A 26,211-nucleotide genomic window follows, 5' to 3' on the forward strand; every position below is an offset into this window, starting at 1 on the left:
TTCCAAAAGAGGACAGGGATGGCGGATCAGATCCCCGAAAACGGTAAAGTGCCCGAAAATGGCAAGGCATCGAAGCCGAAAATAGTCTGCTCCTTGACGGGCAAGGAATATTCGCGCGGCGCCGTGGTCAGTATTGCGACGGTTATGCCCTCGCTGGTCGAGCGCATACGTAAAGATTACCCCGACCTGAAAGACGATGCGTTCGTTTCGCGCAAGGAACTTGATCGCTATCGCACGCTCTACGTGACGGAACTCCTTCGGGATGAATCTGGCGATGTCAGCGAGATCGAGAAGCAAGTTGCGGAAAGTCTTGCAACGCATGAAACGCTTGCCGAGAACGTCGAAGAAGAATTTTCGGCCAAGCGTTCCGTGGGCGAGATCTTATCGGACGGCTTGGCTCAGTTCGGCGGCAGCTGGACGTTTCTCATCGTGTTTGCCGCGTTCCTCGGCATATGGATGCTTTACAATTCCTATCGCGCCGGAGCAGCGTTCGACCCTTACCCCTATATTCTGCTGAATCTTATTCTTTCAACGATCGCAGCTGTTCAGGCTCCGATCATCATGATGAGCCAGCGGCGACAAGAAGAGAAAGACCGGCTGCGCTCGCTGAACGACTACCGCGTCAATCTCAAGGCCGAGCTGGAAATTCGCCACCTGCATGAAAAAATCGATCATCTGATCAATAAACAATGGCAGCGGCTGGCAGAGATTCAGTCGTTGCAGCTCGACAAATTGGCGGAGCGCAGGAAGTAGCGGGCTCTTTGGTTTGAGCTTGGCGACTGACAGTCCGCGAGCCCACCTCCCGCATGGCTTTTTGGGGTGCAGGCGACTCCCCTACAGGGAGCCGGCCGCCAGCACATTGTCACCAAGCCGGGTTCTTGACCCCGGTGAAGAAGTAGACGCCGAGGCCAATCGTAAAAACAAGCCAGCCCCACAGGACGTGCTCGATATAGACGGCCCAGAACGAGCGCGAGCGTTCGTAGCGCCACGCGAGCAGCAATCCGACGACGAACGTTCCGCCAACGGCGATCCAGTTGCGGAACAGGACATGGCCGAAGCCGAACGCCAATGCGTTCGCGAGAATGAGCGTCCAGCGTGAGTTGAACAGCACGCCGTAGCGGTGAAAGAAGAAGACGCGATAGGCGAACTCCTGCGCTAGGACCGACGTGAACGGATAAAGCACCATGATCTTCAGCCAAAGTCCGGGGCGCTCGGCCGCGAGGGAGAACAACCTGTCAGGCATGATCGCCGCGACGAGCCCGGCCACAACGAGACTTCCAATTGCGAAGATCAGGAAGATCGAAAGAAGCGTGGCGCGGTCGGGCCAGCGTGCCAGTTCCTGTTTCAGGCTGTAGCTTTTGTCGAAATAGAGAAACGCGATGAAACCGGCGAGCACAGGCGGGAGCGCATAGAACAGCGGCACACGGTAATCGAATACGGCGATGCGCATTAGCATCGGCAGCCCGATGTAGATGAGGCCGAATTCCAGCCATAGCTGCAATCGACGCGCGTCGGAGAGCGGCGGAATGGCAGCGCCATCATCGACAGTTCCGGCCGCCGTTATCCTGCCGGTGGCTCCGATGACGTCTTTTGTTAGGAAAGAGGCTGTCATCGAAACTCCCGCGCTGAACGGCTTAGGATCGGGTGGCGTTGACGAGCCCCGGCAGCATCGCGGCGCGCTTCAGCCAGCGCCTGCGAATTTCGTCGGCGATCGTGTCAGCGGAGTGAAGCGGCTTATAGCTCCACATTGATAACGGGCCGCCGGCAGCTGGCAGCGCACGGGTTGCTCCGTAGGCCGCAAGGGCTGCATGGAAACGGTCGAACTTCGGACTACCGCCCGTCGGTGAGAACAGGAAGATCGGACGGCCAGTGGCGGCGGCCTCGCAGATCATGCTGACGCTGTCGGCGGTGATGACGAAAGCATCCGCTTGCGCGAGGAAGTCCGGATAAGGGTTGGGACCGTCCCCGTTCCAGAAGATGGCAGGCTTACCGGCCATGGTCTGTTGAAGGCGCTTGGCCAAGCGTTCCGGCGTCCGCCGCGAGGTGGTGAGCATCAGACCGGCGCCGTTGTCGATAAGCGCGCCGAGGGAAGCCACGAGGCGCTCTTCGTCAGCGTCCGTGTAGTGATAATCGCCGTTCGGGCCACCGATGAGGCAGGCGATCCGAGGCGTCGGCAGCGCAGCGATCGCGGCAGGAATATTGGCCCTCAATGCTTCGAGCCGAGCCGGAGAAAACCGGTGCGGCGCAGTCAGCGTCGTGACGACGTTCGGACCGCGGCGGCTGTCATGCTGCGGCACCCAGATGAGGTCGGCGCTATTCGGACCGGTCTTTGGGTCCATCAGGATGACTGTGTATGTCTGCAGCCCAGCGTGGCGCCGCAGCGCGCGGATGTAGGGAATGGTCGTCCGCCCGGTGGCGAACGCGAACGCTGGCCACGGCGGACCCAGCGCGCTGCCGTTCTTGCCCATGCGCTCCCCTGCCGGAAGCGGTCCCCACGGCGCCATCAGCTTGTATATGCCCGAAAGGTTACTGCGCTTGACGATGGCGTTCAGGCCGAGCGCTTCGACGACGCCCTGACACTGAGCTTCGTGGCCAGCCTTGCCGTCCGAAAAAATCCACGCGGATCGGCCGGTAATCACCGGGGGATCGCTATCGGCTGGGATCAGGTCAGACACGACTGCCATTCCCGCTCATCGACATCGCGCTTATGCCGGAACGGCATTTAAAGAAATTTGCGAAACTTTGCGCGCTGGGGACCATTCCTGATATTACTCTAACGTTTCCTGCGACGGCGCGGTCATGGCATTAGAACTCGACGAAACAGACTGGCGAATTTTGCGAGAGCTGCAAGCCGACGGCCGCATCACCAACATTGCGCTTGCCAATCGCATCGGTCTTTCAGCTCCGCCCTGCCTGCGCCGCGTTCGGGCGCTCGAAGAAGCCGGGCTTATCACACGTTATACCGCGTTGGTGGACGAAGTGAGGCTCGGATACGGGCTGACGGCCTTCGCCATGGTCCGGCTGCACAATCAAGCTGAAGCGGACCTCCACGCCTTTGAGAACCGCATTCTCGGCTGGCCCCTCGTCCGTGAAGCCTACATGCTGTCCGGCGAGAGCGACTTTATACTGAAATGCATCGCGCGCGATCTGCAGGGGTTTCAGAATTTCGTGCTGGAAGAATTGACGGCAGCGCCCAATGTCGCAAGCGTCAAGACATACCTGACGATCCGGCGTGCCAAGCGCGAACCCGGCGTTCCGATCAGCGTCGCGGGGCCTGAGGGGACGTAACCGGGCGCGACGTATTTTGGAGGGTTGATGCGGACCTTTTCTGAATGGACGTCTTGGACGGCAAAAGCTGTCCTCCTTTCGATAATTCCAAGCACCTCAGTTGCCGTCGCAGCGACGTCTGACGAACTGTTCAATACTTATTTCGGCAATGTGCTCGGCGGACTCCCCTGCTTCGCCCAAACGTTCGACGATAGGGCGCTGGCCGCCAATCCACAGCAGCGCGTGCGCAAGATCGAAATAGATCTTTCCAAGGCGAACACCGACGGCACACCGAACACGCCGGATCGCTTCACGCTCGGGTTCGCCGTCATGCTGACGTCGGGATCGGACTGGTTCGGCCAGCGAGCAAACTGTCAAACCAACGACGACGATTTCGAATGCTATCTCGAAAGCGACGGCGGCATTTTCAGGCTCACCCCGAAGAAAGACGGTCTGAAACTCGTGACCGGCGACGACGGTATTTCTGTTGATGGTGGCGATTCCGAAGTCGAGCTGTCCGGCAAGGACGGCATCGACAAGACGTTCGACCTTGTGCCGTCAAAAGAGGAATGCCAGGACGCCGCGGCGTTTTTCGAAGGCGGCAACGACTAGCCGACCTCGAACGTCTGCTTAGCTTCAGGCAGGCGGGCTTAGGCCCCACTTCACCTGCAGGATCTCAAACGTGCGGACGCCCTTCGGCGTGGTGACGTCGACGCTTTCGCCCTTCGACTTGCCGATCAGCGCGCGGGCGATGGGCGAGGAGATCGAAATCTTGCGGTCGCGCAGATTGGCTTCGGTATCGCCGACGATCATGTAGCTGACCTTCTCGCCGGAATCCTCGTCTTCCAGCGTCACGGTCGCACCGAACTTGACGGTATCGCCCGACAGCTTGGTGACGTCGATGATCTCTGCACGGTTGATCTTATCTTCGATCTCGGCGACGCGGGCCTCGTTCAGTCCCTGCTGCTCTTTGGCGGCATGGTATTCTGCGTTTTCGGAAAGATCGCCATGTGCGCGGGCTTCCGAAATGGCCGCGATGATACGCGGGCGCTCGACGGCTTTCAGCCGCTGCAATTCCTCCTCAAGGCTCTTGTAGCCCTCAAGCGTCATCGGCACCCGTTCCATCATCTTCTCCAACGTCTCAATCAATTGCGGGGATGGCCCCGACACACGCTAACAGTAAGCTTGGCAATTAGGAAAGCAATGAAGGGGCAGCCGATCTCGGGTGCCCCGTCTGGTCGGCGAACGGCTTAGCGATGCGCGAAAGCCTGCAACGGAGCCACGTCCAGGGTGTCCGATGCCAGTGCTTTGATAGCCCGTGTAACCGCTACCGCCCCCGCCAATGTTGTATAGTAGGGGATGTGGTGAAGCAAGGCCGTGCGCCGGATGTCCTTGCTATCGCTCAGAGCTTTCGAACCCTCGGTTGTATTAAAAACGAGGTTGATATCGCCATTTTTGATGGCGTCTACGATGTGCGGACGGCCTTCCAGAACCTTGTTGATGGCATCGCACTGGATGCCGTTCGCTTCCAGGAAGCGCTTGGTTCCGCGGGTCGCGACGACCTTGAAGCCCATGGCGGCCAGCTCCCGGACCGGGGCCACGACGCGGGATTTATCGCTTTCTTTGACCGAGACGAACACCGTGCCCTTGGACGGGAGTTTCTGCCCGGCGCCGAGCTGGCTCTTGCCGAAGGCCATCGCGAAGTCGTGGTCGATGCCCATGACTTCGCCCGTCGAGCGCATCTCAGGTCCCAAAATAGGATCGACACCGAGAAAACGCGCGAACGGGAAAACCGCCTCTTTGACCGCAATATGCGTGTAGGTCGGTTTCGCGAGTTTGAAATCTGCGAGCGGTTTGCCAGCCATGACTTCGGCCGCGATCGAGGCGATCGGCAGGCCGATGACTTTCGCGACGAACGGCACCGTGCGAGACGCGCGCGGATTCACTTCGAGAATAAAGACCTGTTCGTCCTTGATGGCGAACTGCACGTTCATCAGACCCACAACGCGGAGCGCCAGAGCGAGCTCGCGGGCTTGGCGTTCAAGCTCGGCGACGATGGTCGTCGAGAGCGAGTGTGGCGGCAGCGAGCAGGCGCTGTCGCCGGAGTGGATGCCCGCTTCCTCGATATGCTCCATGATACCGGCGACGAACGTATCCTTGCCGTCGGACAGGCAATCGACATCGACTTCGACAGCGTCGGTCAGATAGCTGTCAATCAGCAGCGGGCGCTTGTCGGAGACGACGAGTTCCGACGGCCTATCGAGCGTTGCCGACAGGCGCGCGACGTAACGGTCGACTTCGGCGCCGTCGTGTACGATCTCCATCGCGCGGCCGCCGAGCACGTAGGACGGACGGATGACGACGGGATAGCCAATTTCTTCGGCAATGCCGCGGGCGGCTTCCGGCGTCTTGGCGATGCCGCTCTTGGGCTGCTTGAGGTTGAGCTTATCGATCAACGCTTTGAACCGGTCGCGGTCTTCGGCGAGATCGATGGCGTCGGGCGACGTGCCGAGGATCGGAACCCCTGCCTCTTCCAGCGCGCTGGCGAGCTTCAGCGGCGTCTGGCCGCCGAACTGCACGATGACGCCCTTCAGCGAGCCTTTTCGGCTTTCGACGCGGATGATTTCGAGCACGTCTTCGGCGGTCAGCGGTTCGAAGAACAGCCGGTCGGACGTGTCATAGTCGGTCGAAACGGTCTCGGGATTGCAGTTGACCATGATCGTTTCGAAGTCGGCGGCCGTCAGCGCGAAGCAGGCGTGGCAGCAGCAGTAGTCGAATTCGATGCCCTGGCCGATGCGGTTCGGGCCTCCGCCAAGGATGACGACTTTATCCTTTGCGCTCGGATCGGCTTCGCAGACGGGATCGCCGCTGAGGCCGGTTTCGTAAGTCGAATACATATAGGCCGTGGGCGATGCAAATTCGGCAGCACACGTATCAATGCGCTTGAATACGGGCGTGACGCCCAGATCCTTGCGCAGCTTGCGGACATCGGTCTCGCTGACCTTTCCGAGCTTCGCCAAGCGCGCATCGGAGAAGCCTTGCGCCTTCAGCGCACGCAGCTGCGGCGCAGTCTTCGGCAGGCCGTGCGCGATGATGCGCGCTTCGGTGTCGGTGATCGCCTTAATCTGGCTGAGGAACCACGGGTCGATTTTGCAATACTGATGGATCTCGTCGAGCGAGAAGCCTTCGCGGAAGGCCTGCGCGACTTTCAGAATGCGGTCGGAGGTGGGGCGCGAGACGGCGGCGCGGACGACGTTCTTGTCGTCGCCCTGCCCTAGGCCTTCGAGCTGGATGTCGTCGAAGCCGGTCAGGCCCGTCTCCATCGAGCGCAGCGCTTTCTGCATGCTCTCGGCGAACGTCCGGCCGATGGCCATGGCTTCGCCCACCGACTTCATCGACGTAGTCAGCGTCGTGTCGGCACCGAGGAATTTCTCGAACGCGAAGCGGGGAATTTTCGTGACGACGTAATCAATCGTCGGCTCGAACGACGCGGGCGTGGCGCCGCCGGTGATCTCGTTCTGAATTTCGTCGAGCGTGTAGCCGACGGCGAGCTTCGCCGCGACCTTCGCGATCGGGAAGCCCGTCGCCTTCGAAGCCAACGCAGACGAGCGCGACACGCGCGGGTTCATCTCGATGACGATCAGGCGGCCGTCTGCCGGATTGACCGCGAACTGAACATTCGAGCCGCCCGTCTCAACACCGATCTCGCGCAGGACGGCAATCGAGGCGTCGCGCATGATCTGATATTCTTTATCCGTCAGCGTCAGTGCCGGTGCGACGGTGATGCTGTCGCCGGTGTGCACGCCCATCGGGTCGATGTTTTCGATCGAGCAGATGATGATGCAGTTGTCCGCCTTGTCGCGGACGACCTCCATCTCGTACTCTTTCCAGCCGATGACGCTTTCCTCGACGAGGACCTGGGACGTCGGCGAGGCATCAAGGCCGCGGTCGATAATCTCGAAATATTCCTCGCGATTGTAGGCGATGCCGCCGCCCGTACCGCCGAGCGTGAACGACGGACGGATGATCGCCGGCAGGCCGACGTGCTCAATGGCGGACGCCGCCTCGTCGCGATTGTGCACCAGACGGGAGCGCGGCGTTTCGAGCCCGATCTCTTCCATCGCCTCGCGGAACAGCTTGCGGTCCTCGGCCTTGTCGATGGCCTCAGCCTTGGCACCGATCAACTCGACGCCGTAGCGATGCAGAATGCCTTGCTTGTGCAGCGCCAGCGCGGTGTTGAGTGCGGTCTGGCCGCCCATCGTCGGCAAGATGGCGTCGGGCTTTTCCTTGGCGATGATCTTGGCCACGACTTCGGGCGTGATCGGCTCGATGTAGGTTGCATCGGCGAGGTCCGGATCGGTCATGATGGTCGCCGGATTGGAATTGACCAGGATGATCCGATAGCCCTCGTCGCGCAGCGCCTTGCAGGCCTGCGTGCCGGAATAGTCGAACTCGCACGCCTGGCCGATGACGATCGGGCCTGCGCCGATGATAAGAATGGATTTGATGTCAGTGCGTTTTGGCATGCGGCGCAAAAATTTGGCCGAGGCTCGCGGGGTGACGCGGTCGGCTCAGGGGTGGATGGAACGACGGGCTAAGGGGGCCTTATAGGCAAAGCATCGTGCCGGGGGAACCCCCGAAAATATCGCGCTGCGACGTTCTTCGCCTCAAAAGCAATTTAAGCTGTTTTTACTTTGTCATATTCCGTCCGTTCGCCGGGCAGGAACACGGTCAAAAGTCCGAGCAATGGCAGATACGAGCAAATCTCGTAGACGTAGCCGACCCCTTTGGCGTCCGCGACAAGGCCAAGCACCGCTGCGGCGATGCCTGCGATACCGAACGCTGCACCAAAGAAAATGCCGGAGATCATGCCGACTCGCCCGGGGATAAGCTCCTGCGCGAACACCACGATGGCCGGAAAAGCCGACGACATGATCAGGCCGATGACGATCGACAGAATCACGGTCCAGGTGAGATCCGCGTAGGGCAGCGCCAGAGAAAACGGCAGCGAGCCCAGGATAGAGAACCACATCACCATCTTCGGGCCGAAGCGGTCGCCGAACACGCCGCCGAGGATCGTGCCGACGGCGGACGCTCCCAGAAACGCGAACAGCATCAGCTGCGACGTCTGCACGGAAACGCCGAACTGATGGATGGCATAGAAGGTGTAGAAGCTCGCAAAGCTCGCGGTGTAGATATTCTTGGAGAACATCAGTGCAGCGAGCACCGCCAACGCGACGGCCGTGCGACCGCGGGAATGAATGAGGCCAGGGCCAAGCGATGCGCCCTTGCGCTTCGGCGCGGCGCTTGATGCCCATTCGCCGACCTTCCACAAAATCACCATAGCGACCAGCGCGATGGCTGCGAACCAGGCGATGCTCGGCTGTCCGCGCGGGACGACGATGAATGCCGCGGCCAACGGGCCGATCGCGGTGCCGAAGTTGCCACCGAGCTGAAACAGCGACTGGGCGAAGCCGTGGCGTCCGCCCGATGCCAGCCGGGCGATGCGCGAGGACTCGGGATGGAAAATCGCCGAGCCGACACCCACCAGCGCAGCGCCGATCAGCAAACCGAGGTAGCTGATGGTGAAAGCCAGCAATATGAGACCCGCAAACGTCGAGCCCATCCCGACGCTGGTCGAATAGGGAACCGGGCGTTTGTCAGTGAAGTGACCGATGAACGGCTGCAGCAGCGAGGCCGTGATCTGAAACGCCATCGTCAGCAGGCCGATCTGCCAGAAATCAAGCCGGTAGGTGGCCTTCAGCATCGGATAAATGGCGACGAGCAGCGACTGCATCACGTCGTTGAGCATATGGCTGAAGCTCACGGCGAGCAGGACGGCGAGAGAGGCGCTGGCGACCGGCGCGCGAAGCGCGGCGCGGGATGAATCGATGACGGTCATGGGAATCTCCGGACGGGCTTCTAACGCCGGAGCACGCGAAACACATCGCGCACGCCGGCATGGCAGCCATCCGGCCGCGCATGGGCGTGCACATCGTTCTGAAAAGTGCGGAAAGTCCCGCTACTTGCCTTCAGCAGGCGCCGGTGTCGCAGGCTCTGGCGCCTTGTCCGGCAAAGCATCCTTCGGCGGCTCGATTTTCATGTCGATCGGGAACGAATAGGTCGTCTTGAAGATTGGCTTGTCTTCGTGACCCGGCGCAAGCAGCGCATTGCTTGCCGGCAGACCCGTCAGCGCGTCGACGTAGAACATACGGAAGGCTTGGTTCTGCGGCGAGCTTGAACCTTTCTCCGGCTCGCTTTCGAGCTTGTAGGAGAGCACATCGCGGCCATCGATCTGCGCGCGGCCTTTGCAGGAGTAATCGCCGACGTCGGTCTGCTGTCTGACGACGGTGTCGTCCATCTGCTCGCGAAGCTGCGCTGCAATCTGTTGCGGCACCGGCCGCCAGCCGCTTCCTTGGTCCGCCCAGGCGTGGTCACCAACCAGTATGAGTTGCGTGGTCTTGTTGGTGAGCTTGTCGGTCACTGTCTGACGCATCCGGTCAGGCAGAACGTAATCGACCTGCATCGACGTCGGACCGTTCTCCGTGATCATCTGGGTGTCCATACGGAACCACGATGATTTGCGCAGCTTCTGGAGCGCGGCCGAAACTTCGTCGCGACATGGATTGGCGTTCGGCTTTGCAGGCGCCGTCGGCGGGACTTGCGCCGCCGCGTCACCCGCGAAAACGGCAACTAAAATAAGAGCAAATGCACTGCGGCGCATGGAAATATCCCAAACGAAGCCGGATAAGCGGCGTTAATGGACCTTTTGCACCGGCGCGTTTTGAGGCGCAACGATGTTGATGTCGGTCGGATATGAATATTTGACCTCGCGCAGCGGCTTGGCGTTTTGGGCCAAGGTGGCGATGACATTATAAGCCGGCAGCCCGGTCTTTGGATCGACGTAGATCGTGCGCGTCATGATCTTCGCGCGATCTGTCTGCGGATGCGTCTTGTCTTCGAAGCGGTAGCCGACAAGATCCTGGTTCTCGTACTTCACCGGGCCGATGCAGTCGTAACCTTCGAGCTTGCTCGGCCGCGCCAAAGCTTCCGCCACTTCGGCGACGATCGACTGGGTGAACTGCGGCTGCAGTTCCTCGAAGCTGCCACCCGAGCCGGAGAATGCCCGGTTGTCGACCAGCATCGTCTGCTGCTCACCCGGCATCGCGGGCGACGTGACTGTCTGGAGCATCCTGAGCGGCGGCATGTAGTCGATCCGCATGTGGGCCTCGCCTTCGGCGGTTTCCTGCGAAAATTCGACCCGGAAGGCTTTCAACGATAGCTGCTTCCTGATGGCGCTAAGAACATCGGCCGAGCAATCCGTTCCGGCGGCGGCTGCCGGGGTCGCGACCGCGAGTGCCGCGACGGCGACAAAGAAAAGGCGCATCAAATTCCTCCCAGATTTTTTCCTGGGTTATAAGCAAATTTGCCGCAGACGCGACCTTAAAGTTCAGCAAGGTTGATGAGTGTGCGCCATAAAAACGAGCAGCGGCGCGTTCCGGCTATTTCTTGCGCATTTTCTCGCACGGATCGCCACGCTCGGCCGGTTGCGTGAAAACGATGAAGTCGGCTGCCGGCAGGCCATCGGGATCGCGCGGCACATAGGTATCTGGATCGGTGTTGTCCGTCTCAACCTCGACGAACATCACCGACACGACTTTCTTCTCCGGTGTCCGCTTTCGGAGGTACCACGGCACGGCGCGATCAGTCCGGGCGTGGCCCGTTCCGGCGATCAGAATGGCGGAGCCGTGCTGCTGCGAGGCTTTCAAGGCAGCATCGGCCAGATGCGCGTCGCGATACCGCTGCGCGAACGCCATGCCGTCGAACGCTTCCTTCGGCAACGCGCCGCAATGGGCATCCTCGATTTCCTTGATGGACGCGGCGTCGAACTTCGCACCCAGCGGAACATCGAGCGCAAGGCGCTTGCTAGCGTCGGCCGCCCCTGCCCCGTCTTTCGCCGCCTTCATGATTTCGGCGCGCGACACGTCGCCTGCATAGAACGGTCGCTTGGCGGCGATCACGGTTTCGAACAGCGGATCGTAGAGGTCCGGCCAGTTCGACTTCTGCCAGGCGACGGCGAGCTTGAAGTCGGCGACGGTTACTTTCTCGCCGCTGCGCTGCTTGGCGGTAAATTTGTCGATGCCGGGTTGCTGATCGTCACGAAGCTGCTCGAACACGATCGCGGTTTCGTTCGAAGGCTCCGACAGCGCAAACTCACGAATGGCTGCCGCCTGCAAGAGATGGTGCGTGGCGTTGTCATGCATCTCGCCGAGGATCAGGACGCCGCCGGCCGAGAGCGCAGCCGTCACGGCCGCATCGAGACGTTGCCATTGATCGTCCGGACACGGCGTTTTGGGATCTTCTGCCTCCGGCCGGGCGGTGGCGTAGATTTGCCCGCAGAGCGGATGGGCGCATGATTTCGATGTCTGCGCGATCTCTTTCAAAAAGGGACCGCGCCTGGCTGACGAACAGGCGTTCGCGTCGGCGGCCCAGCCGATCAACAGCAGGGCCGCAGCGATAAGACGATGGACGACGTGCATTACTTTCCCAGGGAGCGAGCCCCTCAGCGTTCGCGGCTCGTCGGCAGCCCCTTCTGCTCGCGCATCATGTTGACGAAGCGCGTGAAGAGATAGTGGCTGTCCTGCGGTCCGGGCGATGCCTCGGGATGGTGTTGGACGGAGAACACGGGACGGCCTTCGAGGGCCAAGCCGCAGTTCGAACCGTCAAACAGAGAAATGTGCGTTTCAATGACACCATCGGGCAGGCTGTCGCGATCGACGGCGAAGCCGTGGTTCATCGACACGATCTCGACCTTGTTGGTCGTGAAGTCCTTCACGGGGTGGTTGGCACCGTGATGGCCCTGATGCATCTTCTTCGTCGTCGCGCCCAGCGCGAGGCCCAGCATCTGATGTCCGAGGCAGATGCCGAACACCGGCTTGCCGCTGTCGACGAGCTTCTTGATTTCCGGGACGGCGTATTCGCCAGTTGCCGCAGGATCGCCGGGACCATTCGACAGAAAGACGCCATCAGGATTGCGCGCCAGGATGTCCTCGGCCTTTTCCTTCGCGGGAACGACGGTGACCTTGCAGCCGGCGGATGCGAGGCAGCGCAGAATGTTTCGCTTCAAACCATAGTCGACTGCCACGACATGGAACTCGGGGTTTTCGTTGCGCGGGTAGCCCTTGTTCCAGACCCAGCGCTGCTCATCCCAGGAATAGCTCTGACCGCTCGTCACTTCCGGGACGAGGTCGAGGCCCAAGAGCCCGTGCCAGGACTTGGCCTCGGCCTTCAGCGCTTCGATATCGAACTTGCCATCGGGATGATGCGCAATGACGCCGTTCGGCATGCCGCGCTCGCGGATGCGTGCGGTCAACGCGCGGGTATCGACACCAGCGATGGCGACGATGCCGCGGGTCTTCAGCCAGGCATCGAGATTTTCAGCGGCGCGATAGTTCGACGGGTCAGTGATGTCGGCGCGCAGGATGCAGCCGCGGACGCCTGAGCGCGATGCAAGGTTCGACGTCTCGGTATCTTCCGGATTGGCGCCGACGTTGCCGATGTGGGGAAAGGTGAAGGTGATGATCTGACCGGCGTAGCTCGGATCGGTCAGGATTTCCTGGTAGCCGGTGATGGCCGTGTTAAAGCAGACCTCGCCGACGGCCGTCCCCGTAGCACCAAGGCCGCGTCCGGCGATGACGGTTCCGTCATCAAGCACAAGGCGTGCGGTTAGAGGCACTTCTGTCCAGGGTTCAGGTGCGGTCATCTGTCGTCCATTCAAGGAATTGCAAGCGCGGGTCGCTCGTCGCGGCGGAACCTAGGGGAACGGCTTTACAACGTCAATTCCGGACACGGCAAGAAAGTCCGTGCTTTGTTAAAGGCTTGCCCCAGCCTGCGCGCAGACCGTAAACCAGCCCTTCGACCTCAAGGAGACCTACCCATGCGCGCGAAGATCAACGCAGACATCAAAACGGCAATGAAAGCCGGCGAAAAACAGAAGGTGGGCACCCTCAGGCTCATCAACGCGGCCATTCAATCCGCTGAAATCGAAGCGAAGAAAGACCTCGACGACGCGGCGATCCTTGCGGTCATGACCAAGATGGTGAAGCAGCGGCGGGATTCAATCGCCCAATATACAAGCGGTGGCCGTCCGGAGCTGGCTGCGACAGAGCAGGCCGAGATCGACATTATTGAAGCATACCTGCCGAAGCAGATGGACGATGCTGCCGTCACGGCGGCCATTGCCGAGGCCATCAAGGAAACGGGTGCAGCGTCGCCCAAGGATATGGGCAAGGTGATGGGCGCGCTCAAAGCCAAGTACGCCGGGCAAATGGATTTTCAGAAGGCCAGCGCGGCAGTCAAGGCGGCGCTAGGCTGATCGCCGGCTAGAAAAAGACATACATATCCTGTCATCCTCGGGCCAAGCTCGAGGATGACACCTGCGACGGGAATGCCTAATGCGTAGGCACTGTGGAAAGCGGGTATGGCTTTACGCAACAAGGCGTTGAATAGCCGGGCTTCTGAGCGAATCACCTATTGATCAGTCCGCTGCGGGCCTTCGCAAGAAGGTGCGGCGCAGCCCGTCGCTCTCCTGAGGCCTTATTACGCGCATGCGCTTCAGTCCAAACTTTCTGGATGAGATCCGGTCCCGGCTGTCGGTCAGCCAGGTGGTCGGCCGGAAAGTTGCGCTGAAGAAGGCGGGCCGGGAATTCCGCGGGCTGTCGCCATTCAAGGCTGAGAAAAGCCCGTCATTCTTCGTCAACGACCAGAAGGGTTTCTATCACTGCTTCGCGTCGGGCGAGCATGGCGACATCTTCACCTTCGTGATGAGGACGGAGGGGCTGGAATTTCCCGAAGCGGTTGAGCGCCTCGCGGCGGAAGCGGGCGTGCCGATGCCGAAGCAGCCCGAGCGTAACATCGAGCAGGAAGACCAGCGCGAACGCCTTTACCGGCTGCTCGACGCATCAGCGGAATTCTTCGAGACTTCGCTGCGTGCGGGTCCCGGCGGCGAAGCGCGCCGCTATCTCGAAAAGCGCGGACTGGCTGCCGAGACGATCCAAAGCTTCCGGCTTGGCTTCGCTCCAAATTCGCGGACGGCGCTGAGTGCGTTTCTCAAAGGCAAAGGCTTTTCCCCCGCCGACATGGCGACGGCGGGAATGTTGATCGCCGGGGCCGATATTCCTGAGCCTTATGACCGGTTCCGCAACCGCGTCATGTTCCCGATCCTCGATCTCAAAGGGCGCGTCATCGCGTTCGGCGGCCGCGCGCTCGATAAGGACGCCCAGGCCAAGTACCTTAATTCGCCCGAGACGCCCCTCTTTCATAAAGGGCACATTCTGTTCAACGCCGCCCGCGCCCGGTCGGCAGGGCACGACAAGAACCGTGTCATCGTCGTTGAAGGCTATATGGACGTCGTGACGCTTAGCGAGGCCGGTTTCGGCGAAAGCGTTGCACCGCTTGGAACGGCGCTGACGGAAGATCAGTTGAAGCTTCTGTGGCGTATAGCACCAGAACCGATCCTTTGCTTCGACGGCGACAGCGCCGGACAGAAGGCGGCTAACCGTGCCGTTGAGGTCGCCCTGCCCTGGGTCAAGCCGGGTCACAGCGTGGCTTTTGCCTTTCTACCGAATGGCCTCGACCCGGACGATCTGATCCGCCAGCAGGGCGCGTCCGCGATGTCGGAGGTCCTGGAAAAAACACGACCGCTGATCGACGTGCTGTGGGAGCGGGAGCTTAACGCCCAGCCGACGACCACGCCCGAGCAACGGGCGGCTTTGGAAGCCCGGCTTGGAGCACTGACCAACTCCATCCAGGATGCGGCAGTCCGCAACCATTACGCGCGGGAGCTTCGCGACAGGTTGTATCAGCTTGGGCGTCAGCGCTCGCCCATGCGCGGCGGTGCGGCTTCGGCGGGACGCTTTGACGGTGGCAAGGGCCAAGGGTCCTATGCGCGGCCTGTGGCGGCGCCCGACTGGCGCCAGCGCGACCGCACCCGGCTCGGGGGTGCATCCAGCGAGCGGCGCTTTGCAAGCCGGCGTGACGTGGTAAATGCCCTGCCCCTTGCCAGCCCGGAACTCACTAGCCATTTTCAGAGCATATCTCCGCGCGAAGCTCTGATCATGAAAACCCTTCTTAACCATCCGTGGTTGATTGATGAGTATTCCGAGGCGATTGCGGCGATCGAGTTTGCCGCGCCAGCGCTTTCGGTGCTTCGCGACGAAATTTTAGGGGTTCATGCACGCCAAAATTCACTTGACAGCGCAACTTTACGCACCCAATTGAGCAAATCGGGGGTTGCAAAGGTGGTGGACCTCGTCGCGCAAACGATTACGCACGCCAGCGACCGTTTTGCCGAGCCCGATGCCTCCGCCGCCGATGTCGAAGCCGCCTGGCACCATATTCTGGCGTTGCATCAGCGACAGGCTGCGCTCGGCGTTGCGCTGAAAGCAGCTGAGGAGGCTTGGTATCGGGATTGCACAGAAGAGGCCGAGATGCGCCTTCTCGACATCAAACGCCAGATCGCCCGCGAGGCGGCGATGGATCAAATGGACGAAGAGTTCGAGCAACCCGACGACGACGCTTCTGAGGTAAAGCGCGCTGGATAGGCGCGTATTTCGCATTCCGGCTTCGGCGCGCTGCGGCAGGCAGCAGTTCGGAGCCTAAATCAGAATTGAGCCGTTTCCGTGCGGAAGCGGCGCAGACGACAAGGAACGAAAATGGCACGCGCCCAGCAGGCAGTCCAGAAGACAGAAGACAAAGATCAGGCCGCCGATGCACCAGAACGCGACAGCCCCCTCCTCGATCTTTCCGACCAGGCGGTCAAGCGTCTTCTAAAGTCGGCGAAGGCTAAGGGCTACGTTACGCTCGATCAGCTCAACTCGGTGCTGCCGTCGGAGGAAGTTTCATCCGATCAGATCGAGGATCTCTACGCCACCCTCTCCGATATGGGCATCACTGTCGTCGAGAACGAGGAAGGCGAAGAGAAGGAAGAAGGCGGCGAGGACCTCGTTGACGAAGAAGAAGGCCGTTCGCTCGTCACGCAAAGCTCCTCCGCGCTGACGAAGTCGGAAGGCAAAGCCGAACCGGCAGAGCGTACCGACGATCCGGTGCGTATGTATCTGCGCGAGATGGGTTCGGTCGAGCTGTTGTCGCGCGAAGGCGAAATCGCCATCGCGAAGCGCATCGAGGCCGGCCGCGAAGCGATGATCGCCGGTCTTTGCGAAAGCCCGCTGACGTTCCAGGCCATCATCATCTGGCGCGACGAACTCAACGACGGCAAGATTTTGCTTCGCGACATTATCGACCTCGAAGCAACCTACGAAGGGCCGGAAGCCAAAGAAGTGCCGGCGATGTCCGGCGAAGGCGAGGAATCCGAGGGCGAGCAGGAATCGCAGTCGGGCGAAAGCGATGACGAGGACGAGTTCGAGAACGCCATGTCGCTTGCGGCGATGGAAGCCGAACTCAAGCCGAAGGTTCTCGAAACCTTCGATCAGATCGCAGGCACCTATAAAAAACTGCGCAAGCAGCAGGACAAAAAGCTCGAACAGCAGCTCGTCGGCGAGCAGGGTTCGCGCCAGCAGCAGAAAGCTTACGAGAAGCTCCGCGACGAGATCATCGTCGACGTGAAGTCGCTGTCGCTCAACAACAACCGTATCGAAAGCCTCGTCGAACAGCTTTATGCGATCAACAAACGCCTCATCGGTCTCGAAGGCCGCTTGATGCGCCTCGCCGACAGCTATGGCGTGCCGCGCCAGCACTTCATCGACGAATATTACGGCAATGAACTCGACCAGACGTGGCTCGACCGCGTTGCCAACAATGGCAAGAAGTGGGGCCAGTTCGTCAAAGTGGAACGCGCCCAGGTCGAACAGATCCGCGCCGAGATCCATCAGCTCGCAACCGAAACGGGTCTGGAGATTCCGGAATACCGCCGCATCGTGAAAGCGGTGCAGAAGGGCGAGCGCGAGGCCCGTCAGGCCAAGAAGGAAATGGTCGAAGCCAACCTTCGTCTCGTCATCTCGATTGCGAAGAAATACACCAACCGAGGCCTGCAGTTCCTCGATCTCATCCAGGAAGGCAACATCGGTCTGATGAAGGCGGTCGATAAGTTCGAATACCGCCGTGGCTACAAATTCTCGACCTACGCGACATGGTGGATCCGGCAGGCGATCACGCGTTCGATCGCCGACCAGGCGCGCACGATCCGTATTCCGGTGCACATGATCGAGACGATCAACAAGATCGTCCGCACCTCGCGCCAGATGCTGCACGAAATCGGTCGCGAGCCGACGCCGGAAGAGCTGGCGGAAAAGCTCGCGATGCCGCTCGAAAAGGTGCGCAAAGTTCTGAAGATCGCGAAAGAGCCGATCTCGCTCGAAACGCCGATCGGCGACGAGGAAGATTCGCACCTCGGCGACTTCATCGAAGACCGCAACGCGGTGTTGCCGATCGAAGCGGCGATCCAGTCGAACCTGCGCGATACGACCACGCGCGTGCTCGCCTCGCTCACGCCGCGCGAAGAACGCGTGCTGCGCATGCGCTTCGGCATCGGCATGAACACGGACCATACGCTCGAAGAAGTCGGCCAGCAGTTCTCGGTCACGCGCGAACGTATTCGCCAGATCGAAGCCAAGGCGCTACGGAAGCTGAAACATCCGAGCCGGTCTCGGAAGCTGCGGAGTTTCCTGGATAACTGATCCAGAATTTCAAAGGGCCGCGAAAGCGGCCCTTTCTCGTTTTGGGCACTCTCCACGGGGCACCGGAACGCCGTCACGCGTTCGAATGTTTTTCCAATAGTTTATCGAACTTTCGGGCATTTGCTGCTTATGCTGAACTTCGTTCGCTACTAGCGAAAACAGAGGTCTTGTCCCTTCTTTAAGTCGCCGTCATTGTTATTGAGACTGAACAGCCGGGAAAATCGGCTGCGGCGAGGTCAAAAACCTCAGCTTTTCCCGGATTTGAGCTGTACGGCAGCCCCATAAGAATTGGAGGAAACCGTGTCCCAAGTTCAGGAGAATGCCGGCGGCATCCGAAGCGAAAATTGCCAAGCGATCACCCCCCATCTCGTCTGCGCGGGGGCGGCTGACGCGATCGACTTCTACAAAAAGGCATTCGGCGCCGAAGAAGAAATGCGGCTGGTGGGTGCCAACGGGAAGCTGATGCATGCTGCCGTTCGCGTCGGTAACGCCCGCTTCATGCTGGTCGACGAGTTGCCGGAATGGGGTTCATCTTCGCCGATCACGCTCGGCGGCAGCCCGGTCACGATCCACCTCTATGTCGCCGATGTCGACGCATTCGTCGAGCGCGCCGTGAAGGCCGGTGCGATTCTGCGCATGCCGGTCGAAGACATGTTCTGGGGCGACCGCTACGGCATCATCGAAGATCCGTTCGGGCACAAGTGGTCGGTCGCGACGCACAAACGCGATATGAGCGAGCGCGAAATCAAAGAGGCGATGAAGAAATTCATGCCGTCGTCCGACCACGCGTCCTGAGCCGATCGCACTACTCGATCTTGATGATCTCGGCCTCGCCCGCGCCGGCCGTGACGGTGTCGCCAACGGCTTTTTCCATCAGCGCCTGGGCGAGCGGAGAAACGTAAGAGATCTTGCCTTTGGCGGGATCGGATTCGTCTTCGCCGACGATGCGGAATTTCTGCACGCGGCCGTCGTCGCGCTCGAGCGTGACGGTCGAGCCGAACGAGACGATGGAAGCGTTCGCCGGCGCGGCCTGGACTTCGGCCGTCGTCAGCCGCTGGTTCCAATAGCGCAGATCGCGTGACGTCCGTTGGATGGCATCACGATCTCCGGAGCGCTGGCCCTCGGCCAGCTCATCCTGAAGGCGTTCGACCTCGGCCTGGATCAGCGCTAAGCCTTCCGGGGTGACGAGGTTGCGATGCTCGGACACGAGCTTCTCGGGAAGCTCTTCGACGGCATCGGATTCTCTGACAAATGCTCTGCTCATTAAACCAATATAAGCATTTTCCGAGGCCGGTACCAGAATGCGGCAATACCAGCAAACATTGACCCTTAACACCCGTGGACAGGGTCTGTCCGAGTTTACGCTCGACGTGGTGCAGATCGTCAGCGACGCAGAGATCGAGGTGGGACTCGCGCACATTTTCTGCCGCCACACGTCGGCGTCGCTGCTGATCCAGGAGAACGCCGATCCAGACGTGCAGCGCGATCTCGTTGCCTTCTTCAAGCGCCTCGTACCGGACGGCGATCCGCTCTTCATTCACCGCTCGGAAGGCGCCGACGACATGCCGGCGCACATCAAGAGTGCGCTGACGCAGACGACCCTGACGATCCCGATCGCCAACGGGCGGCTGATGCTCGGGACGTGGCAGGGCATTTACCTTTTTGAGCATCGCGCGCATCCGCACGACCGACAGGTCATCGTGCATGTGATCGGCGATTAACGTCTGCGCTTTGGCATCAGCCTGAAACATCTCTAGCTTAACGGTGCCGAGACTGTCCCCCTCCCCTTCCTCCAAAGGAGTGCCCCGATGCGCCTGCCTCTGATCCCGCTGGATACGCTGACGCCCGAGCAGAAAACGCTCTATGCCGACATGAAGAACGGCATCCAGAACAACTTCAAAGGTTTCACCGCGATCAACGAGACCGGCCAGCTTATCGGGCCATGGAACCCGTGGCTGCGCTTTCCGCAGTTCGGCGGCGCGGTGTGGGAGTATACCAAGGCGATGTCGGCATCGCCGAAGCTACCGCGGCAGGTGCGCGAGATCGCCATTCTCGTCACCGGCACGAAGTTTCACGCGGCGTATGAACTCTACGCGCATGTGCTTGTCGCGGAATTGCGCGGGCTTCCCGACGAAAAAATCACGACCATCATTGCCGGAAACCGGCCGAACGATCTGACGGAAGAGGAAGCTGTCGCCTATGATCTGGCGTCGAGCCTCGTGACGGGGAGCACGCTTCCGGCGTTGACATATAACCGCGCCGTCGGCGCATTCGGTGAGGATGGCGCGGCGGAGTTCATCTATCTCGTCGGGCTTTATTGTGCAGTCTCGGTCATCCTCAATGGCTTCGACGTGCCGTTGCCTGACGACGGAACCGCGGATTGAGCGTTCTCAATCCAATCGGTAATTGAAGCTCACAGACACGCGCTCGGCTTTGGCGTGATTGACCGGCACTTCATGGCGAAGCCAGCTTTCCCAGAGCAGCAGCGTGCCCGGCGCGGGCGCGACTGAGACGAACGTTCTGTTCTTGTCCTTCGCCGAGGGCTTCTTCGGCGGGGCTGCCATCTGCATCGCCAGCCGTGGGTCTTCGTATTTGATAGCGCTCGCGTCCTTCGGCACCGCGAGATAGAGCGTGCCGCTGATGACCGAATGAGGGTGAATGTGCGCCGTGTGATAGCCGCCGGGCTTCAGGATGTTGATCCAGAGGCTGTCGAGCACGAGGCGGCGGCCGTCGAAGTCAAATTCGAGCGTCCGGCCAAAGGCCGCGACCTGGCGATCCAGCACCGCGACAAGATCGGCAAAGGCCGGATGCCGATCGGGGAGGTCGTTGAGTGAGGCATAGGATGTATATCCAGGATAATCATTGGCTTTCGACCATCCCTGCCCCGCCCGGTCGGCGGCAGCGATTTCGTGAGCGGCATCCAGAAGCTCGGCCATGAGCGCGGATGTCGCGCCGCGCTGGAGCTCCTCACGGTAAACGTGGGTGACGAAAAGCTCTTGAATGCGTGCCATGATCTCTTTCCGGATGGAAGGTGAAATGTCGCGTTTACCGCAGCATCCTTGCGCATGGAAGGCCGGGACCCGACCTGCTAAGACCCCCGGCAGATCGAATCGAAAAGCCCACCGGAGAACGACCGATGTCCGAGACGTCCGCTGAATCTGCGGCCCGCGCCGCAACCGCCGCCCTCATCCGCGACTACTATGAGGCTTTCAACCGCGGCGATACCGACGCGATGCTCAAATTTCTGACCGACGACGTCATTCACGACGTCAACCAGGGCGAGCGCCGTCAGGGCATCGAGAAGTTCCGCGCCTTCAATGCGCGCATGACGCACAACTACAAGGAAGAGCTGAAAGACATCGTCGTCATGGTGTCGAAGGACGCAACGCGCGCTTCCGCCGAATTCAACGTGCACGGCATTTACAAGAACACGGAAGAAGGTCTGCCCGACGCGGTCGGCCAGAAGTATGTTCTCCCGGCCGGCACGTTCTTCGCCATCCGCGACGGCAAGATTGCGCGCGTCACCACCTATTACAATCTGACCGACTGGATCGCACAGGTCGCAGGCTAAGGACTAGAGAGCGAATGGCCGCTGACGAAAAGAAGAAGCTCGAGGTCAAATCGGTGACAGGAGCGGATATCCTTCCGGTCCTGTCCGATCTCAGCCGCCTGCGCATGATCGTCTTTCGGGACTGGCCTTATCTCTACGAAGGCACGCTCGAATACGAGCAGAAGTATCTTGAGAAGTTCGCCAAGGCGAAAGGCGCGGTCGTCGTCTGCGCCTATGACGGAGATCAGATGGTGGGCGCTTCGACCGGCGCGCCGATGATCGAGCATGCCGACGAGTTCGGCGAACCGTTCAAGAAAGCGGGCTACGACATCTCCAAGATCTTCTATTGCGGCGAGAGCGTGCTGCTCAAAAGCCATCGCGGCCACGGCCTCGGCCATGCGTTCTTCGACGGACGCGAGGCGCAGGCGAAGAAGCTCGGCGGCTTTGAATACTCGTCGTTCTGCCGCGTCGTTCGGCCTGAAGACCATCCGTTGAAACCGGCGGATTACGCCCCACTTGATCCGTTCTGGAGAAAGCGCGGCTATGAACCGGTCGACGGCATCGTCGCCACCTACGACTGGCAGGATATCGACCAGACCGCCGAAACGACCCACGACATGCAATTCTGGATGAAGAAACTATAAGTTTGCGACTTCCGACTCCCCTGCGGGGAGCCGGCCGGAAGCCATTATTTCGTTGCGGCTTCCGACTCCCCTGTGGGGAAGCCGGCCGGAAGCCGCAAACGTGAGGACGCGATGACCGCCAAGAAGACACTCAAAGTTGCGAGCTCTCAGTACCCGATCGGCCAGCCGAAGACGCTTGCCGAATGGGAAGAGAAGATCGCGCTTTGGGTGAAGAATGGCGCAGCGACGGGCGCAGAGCTTCTGGTCTTTCCGGAGTACGCGGCGATCGAGCAGGCGGCGTGCTTCGGTCCGGAGGTCTATAGCGACCTGCAGGCGACGCTTGCCAAGGTGGCAGAGATCAAGGACGCGCGCGTTCAGTTTCACGTCGATCTCGCCAAGAAGCACAAGGTGCATATCCTCGTCGGCTCGGGACCTGAGAAGACCGCAGACGGGTTGTTCGTCAACTCGGCGCAGCTCGTCACGCCGAAGGGTTCGGTCGGCGTGCAGGAAAAGCTCGTCATGACGCCGTTCGAAAAGAACTGGGGCGTGACGGCGGGGAAGACGGTGCGCGTGTTCGAGACGTCGATCGGCACGTTCGGCATCGCGATCTGCTACGATAGCGAATTCCCGCTGATCTCTCGCGCGATGGCGGAAGCTGGCGCGCAAGTGTTGCTTGTGCCGTCATGCACGGAGCGCGTCTCGGGTTATCACCGGGTGCGCACCGGCTCGATGGCGCGCGCGCTCGAAAACACCATTGCGGCCGTGCAGAGCCCAACCGTCGGCGATGCGCCGTGGTCTCCGGCTGTCGACTTCAATGCCGGTGCAGCCGGCATTTACGTGCCGTCCGAGCATGGCATTTCCGATACGGGCGTGCTTGCGCAAGGCACGCTCAACGCGGCCGAGTGGGTCGTCGCCGATATCGACATTGCGCGGCTTACGCATTTGCGCGTTTCGGCCGAGATGCACAATTTCGGCGATTGGTCGGTGCAGCCCGGCGCTCCGACGCCAAAAGTCGACGTCGAAGTCGTGAAGCTGATTTAGTTTCGGCTTCCGACTCTTCCTTCGTCGAGCCAGAAGCTTTTTTGTTTCGGCTTCCGACTCCCCTCCGGGGAGCCGGCCGGAAGCCGATTTCTTACTTCAATGCCCAGGTGATCGTCACACGCGCTTCGAGCGTGCTGGTGCCGGCTTCGATGGGCACCGAGGACGTGGCAGCTTTCGCGAGCCGCGGTGCGTACATCACCGGGCCGTTCGACGAGGTCTCTTCCGAAATCTGTATCACGTCGCCGACGTCGGCACCCGCAGCTGCGGCGAGAAGCTTGGCACGGCGCAGCGCATTGGCGACGGCTTCCTTGCGCGCGTCGTCCTTCAGAGCATCTTCTTTCGACACCTCGAAGGCGAGGCCCTGAATCTGGTTGGCGCCTGCGCTCACGACATTGTCGAGGATCTCGCCTAGCTGATCGAGCTTGCGAACCAGAACGATCACCTGATTGCCGACGCGATAGCCGCGCACCTTCGGTGGCTGGCCCTCTTTATAGTCCATCACCGGCTCGACGTTGAACGAAGCCGTCTGGATATCTTTCGGGTTGATGCCTTTGCCTTTCAGCTCGTCGATGATCTTCGTCATCGTCTCGCTGTTCTTCGTTAACGCGTCACGCGCGGTCTCGGCTTCCGTCGAAACGCCGGACGTGATGCGCGCGCGATCAGGCTCTGCCTCGGCCGTGCCTGTCGCCGAGACGGTAATTGTCCGTTCCAATGGTTTATCGTCCGCGCGCGCCATGGCGGGCGAGAACATCAGCAGCGCGACTATGCCGCCGATTGCGAGAGCCGAAACAATATCTCGAGGACGCAAAGCGCTAAGCATGGGTGTCTCCGCCAGTTTTTCCTCGCTGGCTATAGTCGTTTCGAGGACAAATGAAGGCGAAATACTGTCGTTCGGATGAATGACACGTCGCTGGCCGTTGCAAAGCGGGGCTCGCCGCCTTGCGACGCCCAGATCTCCTGCTATAGCATTTGTAGCCATTGGGCCGGACCGGGCGGCGTTCATGGCTTCCCAAGGACTCCGAGACGGTCAGAATGGTCGATACCAAGCCGCGCGCAGACAGTGACATCAGAAACCATGGAGACGATATTCGCCAATCGTTCGGCGCGGATTTCGTGGTGATCGGTTTTTTCACGCCCAATTACGAACCCGCGGCGTCGGCGTTCTCTAAAAATCTCATCCAGCATCGCATCTCGCACCATCTCTATGCGCGCCCTGTTCTTGGCGACAGTTGGTATTCGCAGACGCGGCAGAAGCCGACGGTCATGGCGGATGCACGCCGCAACTATCCGGACCGGCCGCTGATTTTCATGGACGTCGATTGCACCGTCCGCGGCGACATTAGCGGCATCCTGCAATCGCCCGGCGATCTTGCCATGCGGACGAAGGGCACGGCGCTTGGCACAACGCGGCGCGCCTTGAAGCCCACGACGCGCGTGCTGCTGCTTCGACCCACGGCCGGCGCAGATGCGTTCATTGCCGCCTGGGAGGCGGGATGCCAATACGCCGGTAAGGGAGACTCCGCGGAAGCAATTCTGATCGAGGTGATGGGCGACAGCCCCGAACGCTATGCCGTCGGCACGCTCCCGCTCAAGTATGCCGGAATTGAGTTGCATGACGCGCCGACCGACGCCGTCGTCGTGCACGACAGCATTCACGATCAGACGCGTCCGGCCTGGACATTGCGGCGGGCGTTGCAGCGCTATTTCCGGGCGGGGCGGAACACGGCCTACCGGATCGCGACGGGGCAGACGTACGATGAGCGCTACGGCAAACGGGGCGCCCGGAACCGGACGAAATAGCCTCGCTAGCGCTTGCCGGGCGGCGACAGAATGCCTGACACAAAATCGTCGTTGAGGCTGTCCGCCCGGCGAACATCTGGTATGAGAAGCACCGCGTGGGCCCGTAGCTCAATGGTTAGAGCTGACGGCTCATAACCGTCTGGTTCCAGGTTCGAGTCCTGGCGGGCCCACCACATTTTTTGCGCGCAGCCGTCACACCGCCCCTGCGCGTGATGGTTTCGGTTCGAGGTTCTCCTCTCACCTCGACCAATTACGCGTCTGCTGAATTTCCCTTCTGATGCATCTGTCAGCACCCCCATCGACGGAGCGCGCGGATGATCGCACGGCTCCGTCGTTTAAGTGGTGGAGAGCTGACGTTGTGCGTCAGTAGTCGATGACGCCGTCCAAAGCGTAGTGCTTGATGGTCTTGCGATTCTTGATCAGCTCATCGATCGACGGCTCGCTCTTCAGGGCGCGTTCGATCGCCAGCTTCATAGCCTTGTAGTTCGTATTGTAGAGATCTTTCTTGTCGAGTTCGGCGTGCTCGGCGCAGCGCGGGTCCAGCCAGATCGTCACGACGATGCAGATCTCATCGACGATCGCCTTCGGAATAATTCCCTCAGCGACACTATCGACGACCGCATCAGCGATCGCGGCCTGCACGACACCGCCGAGCAGTTCGACATACTCGCCGGAGGCGATTGTCACCTTCGTCGTCATCATGGTGGCCGGACGCGCCATTTGGTTGAGATCGCGTATTGCGAAAAACCGGGTGTGGCCGACGCTCTGACCCATCATGCTGGCGAATGCATGCCCCACCGGGCCGTTGACCGAACCGATCAGCACCTCGGGCATAGCATCAGTGTACTGACCCGGAGCTGCGAGTACAGTCGCCTCACCGGCCTTGAAAATAATATCGCTCATGCAGTCCTCTCTTGATGGTTCCATTTCAGCCTGCGATCGGTGGACTGGATCAGCCTCAGACGATGCGCCCGGTCACCGCTTTCTTAGCTTGCAACCAACCGGCCGCCACGAAGAAAATCGAACAATAGAGTTGCGCCGCACCGACACCTCATGGTGTCACGCTCAGTTCAGCGCGGGCGGCAGATGCTGAGCGGCCGTGGTTTCAATTGGTCTGCACGGCTGGCGATTAATCTGATCGTTAATTTAAAACAATCATCACTTCGAATTGGAATACGGCGGAATAATCGCCGATCTTTCTGACAGCGCAGGTGTCATCTCTCACGGTTGGTGCTCA

The 26,211-nt window shown here is 60.5% G+C and carries 26 protein-coding genes and 1 tRNA gene; 14 read left to right on the forward strand and 13 right to left on the reverse strand.

Annotated elements, in window-relative coordinates; genetic code table 11:
• Positions 1-18 precede the first annotated feature (18 nt).
• Positions 19-753, forward strand: a complete 735-nt coding sequence (locus HYP802_RS0112895) for a DUF1003 domain-containing protein (protein WP_013947749.1) — start codon at positions 19-21, stop codon at positions 751-753.
• Between the two features lie 109 nt (positions 754-862).
• On the opposite strand, the gene HYP802_RS0112900 is transcribed toward HYP802_RS0112895, so the two are convergent.
• Together HYP802_RS0112900 and HYP802_RS0112905 are read right to left on the reverse strand one after the other, a co-directional pair.
• Positions 863-1,612 carry a type II CAAX endopeptidase family protein gene (locus HYP802_RS0112900; RefSeq protein WP_013947750.1) on the reverse strand — a complete coding sequence of 250 codons (750 nt, stop codon included), beginning with the start codon at positions 1,610-1,612 and terminating at the stop codon, positions 863-865.
• 22 nt (positions 1,613-1,634) lie between these two features.
• The gene (locus HYP802_RS0112905) at positions 1,635-2,684 is read right to left on the reverse strand and encodes a mitochondrial fission ELM1 family protein (protein ID WP_013947751.1); all 1,050 of its coding nucleotides are present in this window, start codon (positions 2,682-2,684) and stop codon (positions 1,635-1,637) included.
• 115 nt (positions 2,685-2,799) lie between these two features.
• On the opposite strand from HYP802_RS0112905, the gene HYP802_RS0112910 reads away from it, so the two are divergent.
• Both HYP802_RS0112910 and HYP802_RS0112915 read left to right on the forward strand, forming a co-directional pair.
• The gene (locus HYP802_RS0112910; protein ID WP_013947752.1) at positions 2,800-3,288 is read left to right on the forward strand and encodes an Lrp/AsnC family transcriptional regulator; all 489 of its coding nucleotides are present in this window, start codon (positions 2,800-2,802) and stop codon (positions 3,286-3,288) included.
• A 27-nt stretch (positions 3,289-3,315) separates the two neighbouring features.
• Positions 3,316-3,879: a hypothetical protein gene (locus HYP802_RS0112915; protein WP_013947753.1), complete on the forward strand. Its 564-nt coding sequence runs from the start codon at positions 3,316-3,318 to the stop codon at positions 3,877-3,879.
• Between the two features lie 24 nt (positions 3,880-3,903).
• Here HYP802_RS0112915 and greA (HYP802_RS0112920) read toward each other — a convergent pair whose 3' ends face one another.
• The 7 genes from greA (HYP802_RS0112920) to carA form a co-directional block, all read right to left on the reverse strand.
• Positions 3,904-4,392 (reverse strand): transcription elongation factor GreA, encoded by a 489-nt coding sequence (gene greA / locus HYP802_RS0112920; protein ID WP_013947754.1) that lies wholly within the window; start codon positions 4,390-4,392, stop codon positions 3,904-3,906.
• 125 nt (positions 4,393-4,517) lie between these two features.
• Positions 4,518-7,793, reverse strand: coding sequence for a carbamoyl-phosphate synthase large subunit (carB, locus tag HYP802_RS0112925; protein ID WP_013947755.1), 3,276 nt, complete (start codon positions 7,791-7,793; stop codon positions 4,518-4,520).
• A 152-nt stretch (positions 7,794-7,945) separates the two neighbouring features.
• Positions 7,946-9,169: an MFS transporter gene (locus tag HYP802_RS0112930; protein WP_013947756.1), complete on the reverse strand. Its 1,224-nt coding sequence runs from the start codon at positions 9,167-9,169 to the stop codon at positions 7,946-7,948.
• Between the two features lie 120 nt (positions 9,170-9,289).
• On the reverse strand, positions 9,290-9,991 hold the full coding sequence (locus HYP802_RS0112935) for a hypothetical protein (RefSeq protein WP_013947757.1): 702 nt from the start codon (positions 9,989-9,991) through the stop codon (positions 9,290-9,292).
• 33 nt (positions 9,992-10,024) lie between these two features.
• Positions 10,025-10,654, reverse strand: coding sequence for a hypothetical protein (locus HYP802_RS0112940; protein ID WP_013947758.1), 630 nt, complete (start codon positions 10,652-10,654; stop codon positions 10,025-10,027).
• A 115-nt stretch (positions 10,655-10,769) separates the two neighbouring features.
• Positions 10,770-11,807 carry a ChaN family lipoprotein gene (locus tag HYP802_RS0112945; RefSeq protein WP_013947759.1) on the reverse strand — a complete coding sequence of 346 codons (1,038 nt, stop codon included), beginning with the start codon at positions 11,805-11,807 and terminating at the stop codon, positions 10,770-10,772.
• Between the two features lie 23 nt (positions 11,808-11,830).
• Complete coding sequence (gene carA / locus HYP802_RS0112950) at positions 11,831-13,030, reverse strand: glutamine-hydrolyzing carbamoyl-phosphate synthase small subunit (RefSeq protein WP_013947760.1); 1,200 nt, start codon at positions 13,028-13,030, stop codon at positions 11,831-11,833.
• 174 nt (positions 13,031-13,204) lie between these two features.
• Here carA and HYP802_RS0112955 point away from each other — a divergent pair, with 174 nt between their 5' ends.
• From HYP802_RS0112955 to HYP802_RS0112970, 4 genes are all read left to right on the forward strand, one after another.
• A complete protein-coding gene (locus tag HYP802_RS0112955) occupies positions 13,205-13,642 on the forward strand; it encodes a GatB/YqeY domain-containing protein (RefSeq protein WP_013947761.1) in 438 nt (145 codons plus the stop codon).
• Positions 13,643-13,874: 232 nt separating this feature from the next.
• Positions 13,875-15,869 carry a DNA primase gene (gene dnaG, locus HYP802_RS0112960; RefSeq protein WP_013947762.1) on the forward strand — a complete coding sequence of 665 codons (1,995 nt, stop codon included), beginning with the start codon at positions 13,875-13,877 and terminating at the stop codon, positions 15,867-15,869.
• Between the two features lie 111 nt (positions 15,870-15,980).
• Entirely contained in the window at positions 15,981-17,960 is a 1,980-nt protein-coding gene (rpoD, locus tag HYP802_RS0112965; protein ID WP_013947763.1) for an RNA polymerase sigma factor RpoD, read from the forward strand.
• Positions 17,961-18,260: 300 nt separating this feature from the next.
• A complete protein-coding gene (locus HYP802_RS0112970; RefSeq protein ID WP_013947764.1) occupies positions 18,261-18,755 on the forward strand; it encodes a VOC family protein in 495 nt (164 codons plus the stop codon).
• A 10-nt stretch (positions 18,756-18,765) separates the two neighbouring features.
• Here the strand turns inward: HYP802_RS0112970 and greA (HYP802_RS0112975) are convergent, their stop codons facing one another.
• A complete protein-coding gene (gene greA / locus HYP802_RS0112975; protein ID WP_013947765.1) occupies positions 18,766-19,224 on the reverse strand; it encodes a transcription elongation factor GreA in 459 nt (152 codons plus the stop codon).
• Positions 19,225-19,261: 37 nt separating this feature from the next.
• Here greA (HYP802_RS0112975) and HYP802_RS0112980 point away from each other — a divergent pair, with 37 nt between their 5' ends.
• Together HYP802_RS0112980 and HYP802_RS0112985 are read left to right on the forward strand one after the other, a co-directional pair.
• Complete coding sequence (locus HYP802_RS0112980; RefSeq protein ID WP_013947766.1) at positions 19,262-19,681, forward strand: secondary thiamine-phosphate synthase enzyme YjbQ; 420 nt, start codon at positions 19,262-19,264, stop codon at positions 19,679-19,681.
• Between the two features lie 87 nt (positions 19,682-19,768).
• Positions 19,769-20,344, forward strand: a complete 576-nt coding sequence (locus HYP802_RS0112985) for a carboxymuconolactone decarboxylase family protein (RefSeq protein ID WP_013947767.1) — start codon at positions 19,769-19,771, stop codon at positions 20,342-20,344.
• 6 nt (positions 20,345-20,350) lie between these two features.
• On the opposite strand, the gene HYP802_RS0112990 is transcribed toward HYP802_RS0112985, so the two are convergent.
• Positions 20,351-20,971, reverse strand: a complete 621-nt coding sequence (locus tag HYP802_RS0112990) for a TIGR02466 family protein (protein WP_013947768.1) — start codon at positions 20,969-20,971, stop codon at positions 20,351-20,353.
• A 125-nt stretch (positions 20,972-21,096) separates the two neighbouring features.
• Here HYP802_RS0112990 and HYP802_RS0112995 point away from each other — a divergent pair, with 125 nt between their 5' ends.
• The 3 genes from HYP802_RS0112995 (at position 21,097) to HYP802_RS0113005 (ending at position 23,174) form a co-directional block, all read left to right on the forward strand.
• Positions 21,097-21,531: a ketosteroid isomerase-related protein gene (locus HYP802_RS0112995; protein ID WP_013947769.1), complete on the forward strand. Its 435-nt coding sequence runs from the start codon at positions 21,097-21,099 to the stop codon at positions 21,529-21,531.
• A 14-nt stretch (positions 21,532-21,545) separates the two neighbouring features.
• Positions 21,546-22,154: a hypothetical protein gene (locus tag HYP802_RS0113000; protein WP_013947770.1), complete on the forward strand. Its 609-nt coding sequence runs from the start codon at positions 21,546-21,548 to the stop codon at positions 22,152-22,154.
• A gap of 111 nt (positions 22,155-22,265) precedes the next feature.
• Positions 22,266-23,174, forward strand: coding sequence for a carbon-nitrogen hydrolase family protein (locus HYP802_RS0113005; protein ID WP_013947771.1), 909 nt, complete (start codon positions 22,266-22,268; stop codon positions 23,172-23,174).
• A 91-nt stretch (positions 23,175-23,265) separates the two neighbouring features.
• Here the strand turns inward: HYP802_RS0113005 and HYP802_RS0113010 are convergent, their stop codons facing one another.
• Positions 23,266-23,994, reverse strand: coding sequence for an SIMPL domain-containing protein (locus HYP802_RS0113010; RefSeq protein WP_013947772.1), 729 nt, complete (start codon positions 23,992-23,994; stop codon positions 23,266-23,268).
• A gap of 212 nt (positions 23,995-24,206) precedes the next feature.
• On the opposite strand from HYP802_RS0113010, the gene HYP802_RS0113015 reads away from it, so the two are divergent.
• On the forward strand, positions 24,207-24,974 hold the full coding sequence (locus tag HYP802_RS0113015) for a hypothetical protein (RefSeq protein WP_013947773.1): 768 nt from the start codon (positions 24,207-24,209) through the stop codon (positions 24,972-24,974).
• A 97-nt stretch (positions 24,975-25,071) separates the two neighbouring features.
• Positions 25,072-25,147 (forward strand) — tRNA-Ile (locus HYP802_RS0113020).
• A 190-nt stretch (positions 25,148-25,337) separates the two neighbouring features.
• Here the strand turns inward: HYP802_RS0113020 and fae are convergent.
• Complete coding sequence (fae, locus tag HYP802_RS0113025) at positions 25,338-25,877, reverse strand: formaldehyde-activating enzyme (RefSeq protein ID WP_013947803.1); 540 nt, start codon at positions 25,875-25,877, stop codon at positions 25,338-25,340.
• Positions 25,878-26,211: the final 334 nt, after the last annotated feature.

Source organism: Hyphomicrobium sp. 802 (genome assembly GCF_000526135.1).
Taxonomy (GTDB): domain Bacteria; phylum Pseudomonadota; class Alphaproteobacteria; order Rhizobiales; family Hyphomicrobiaceae; genus Hyphomicrobium_B.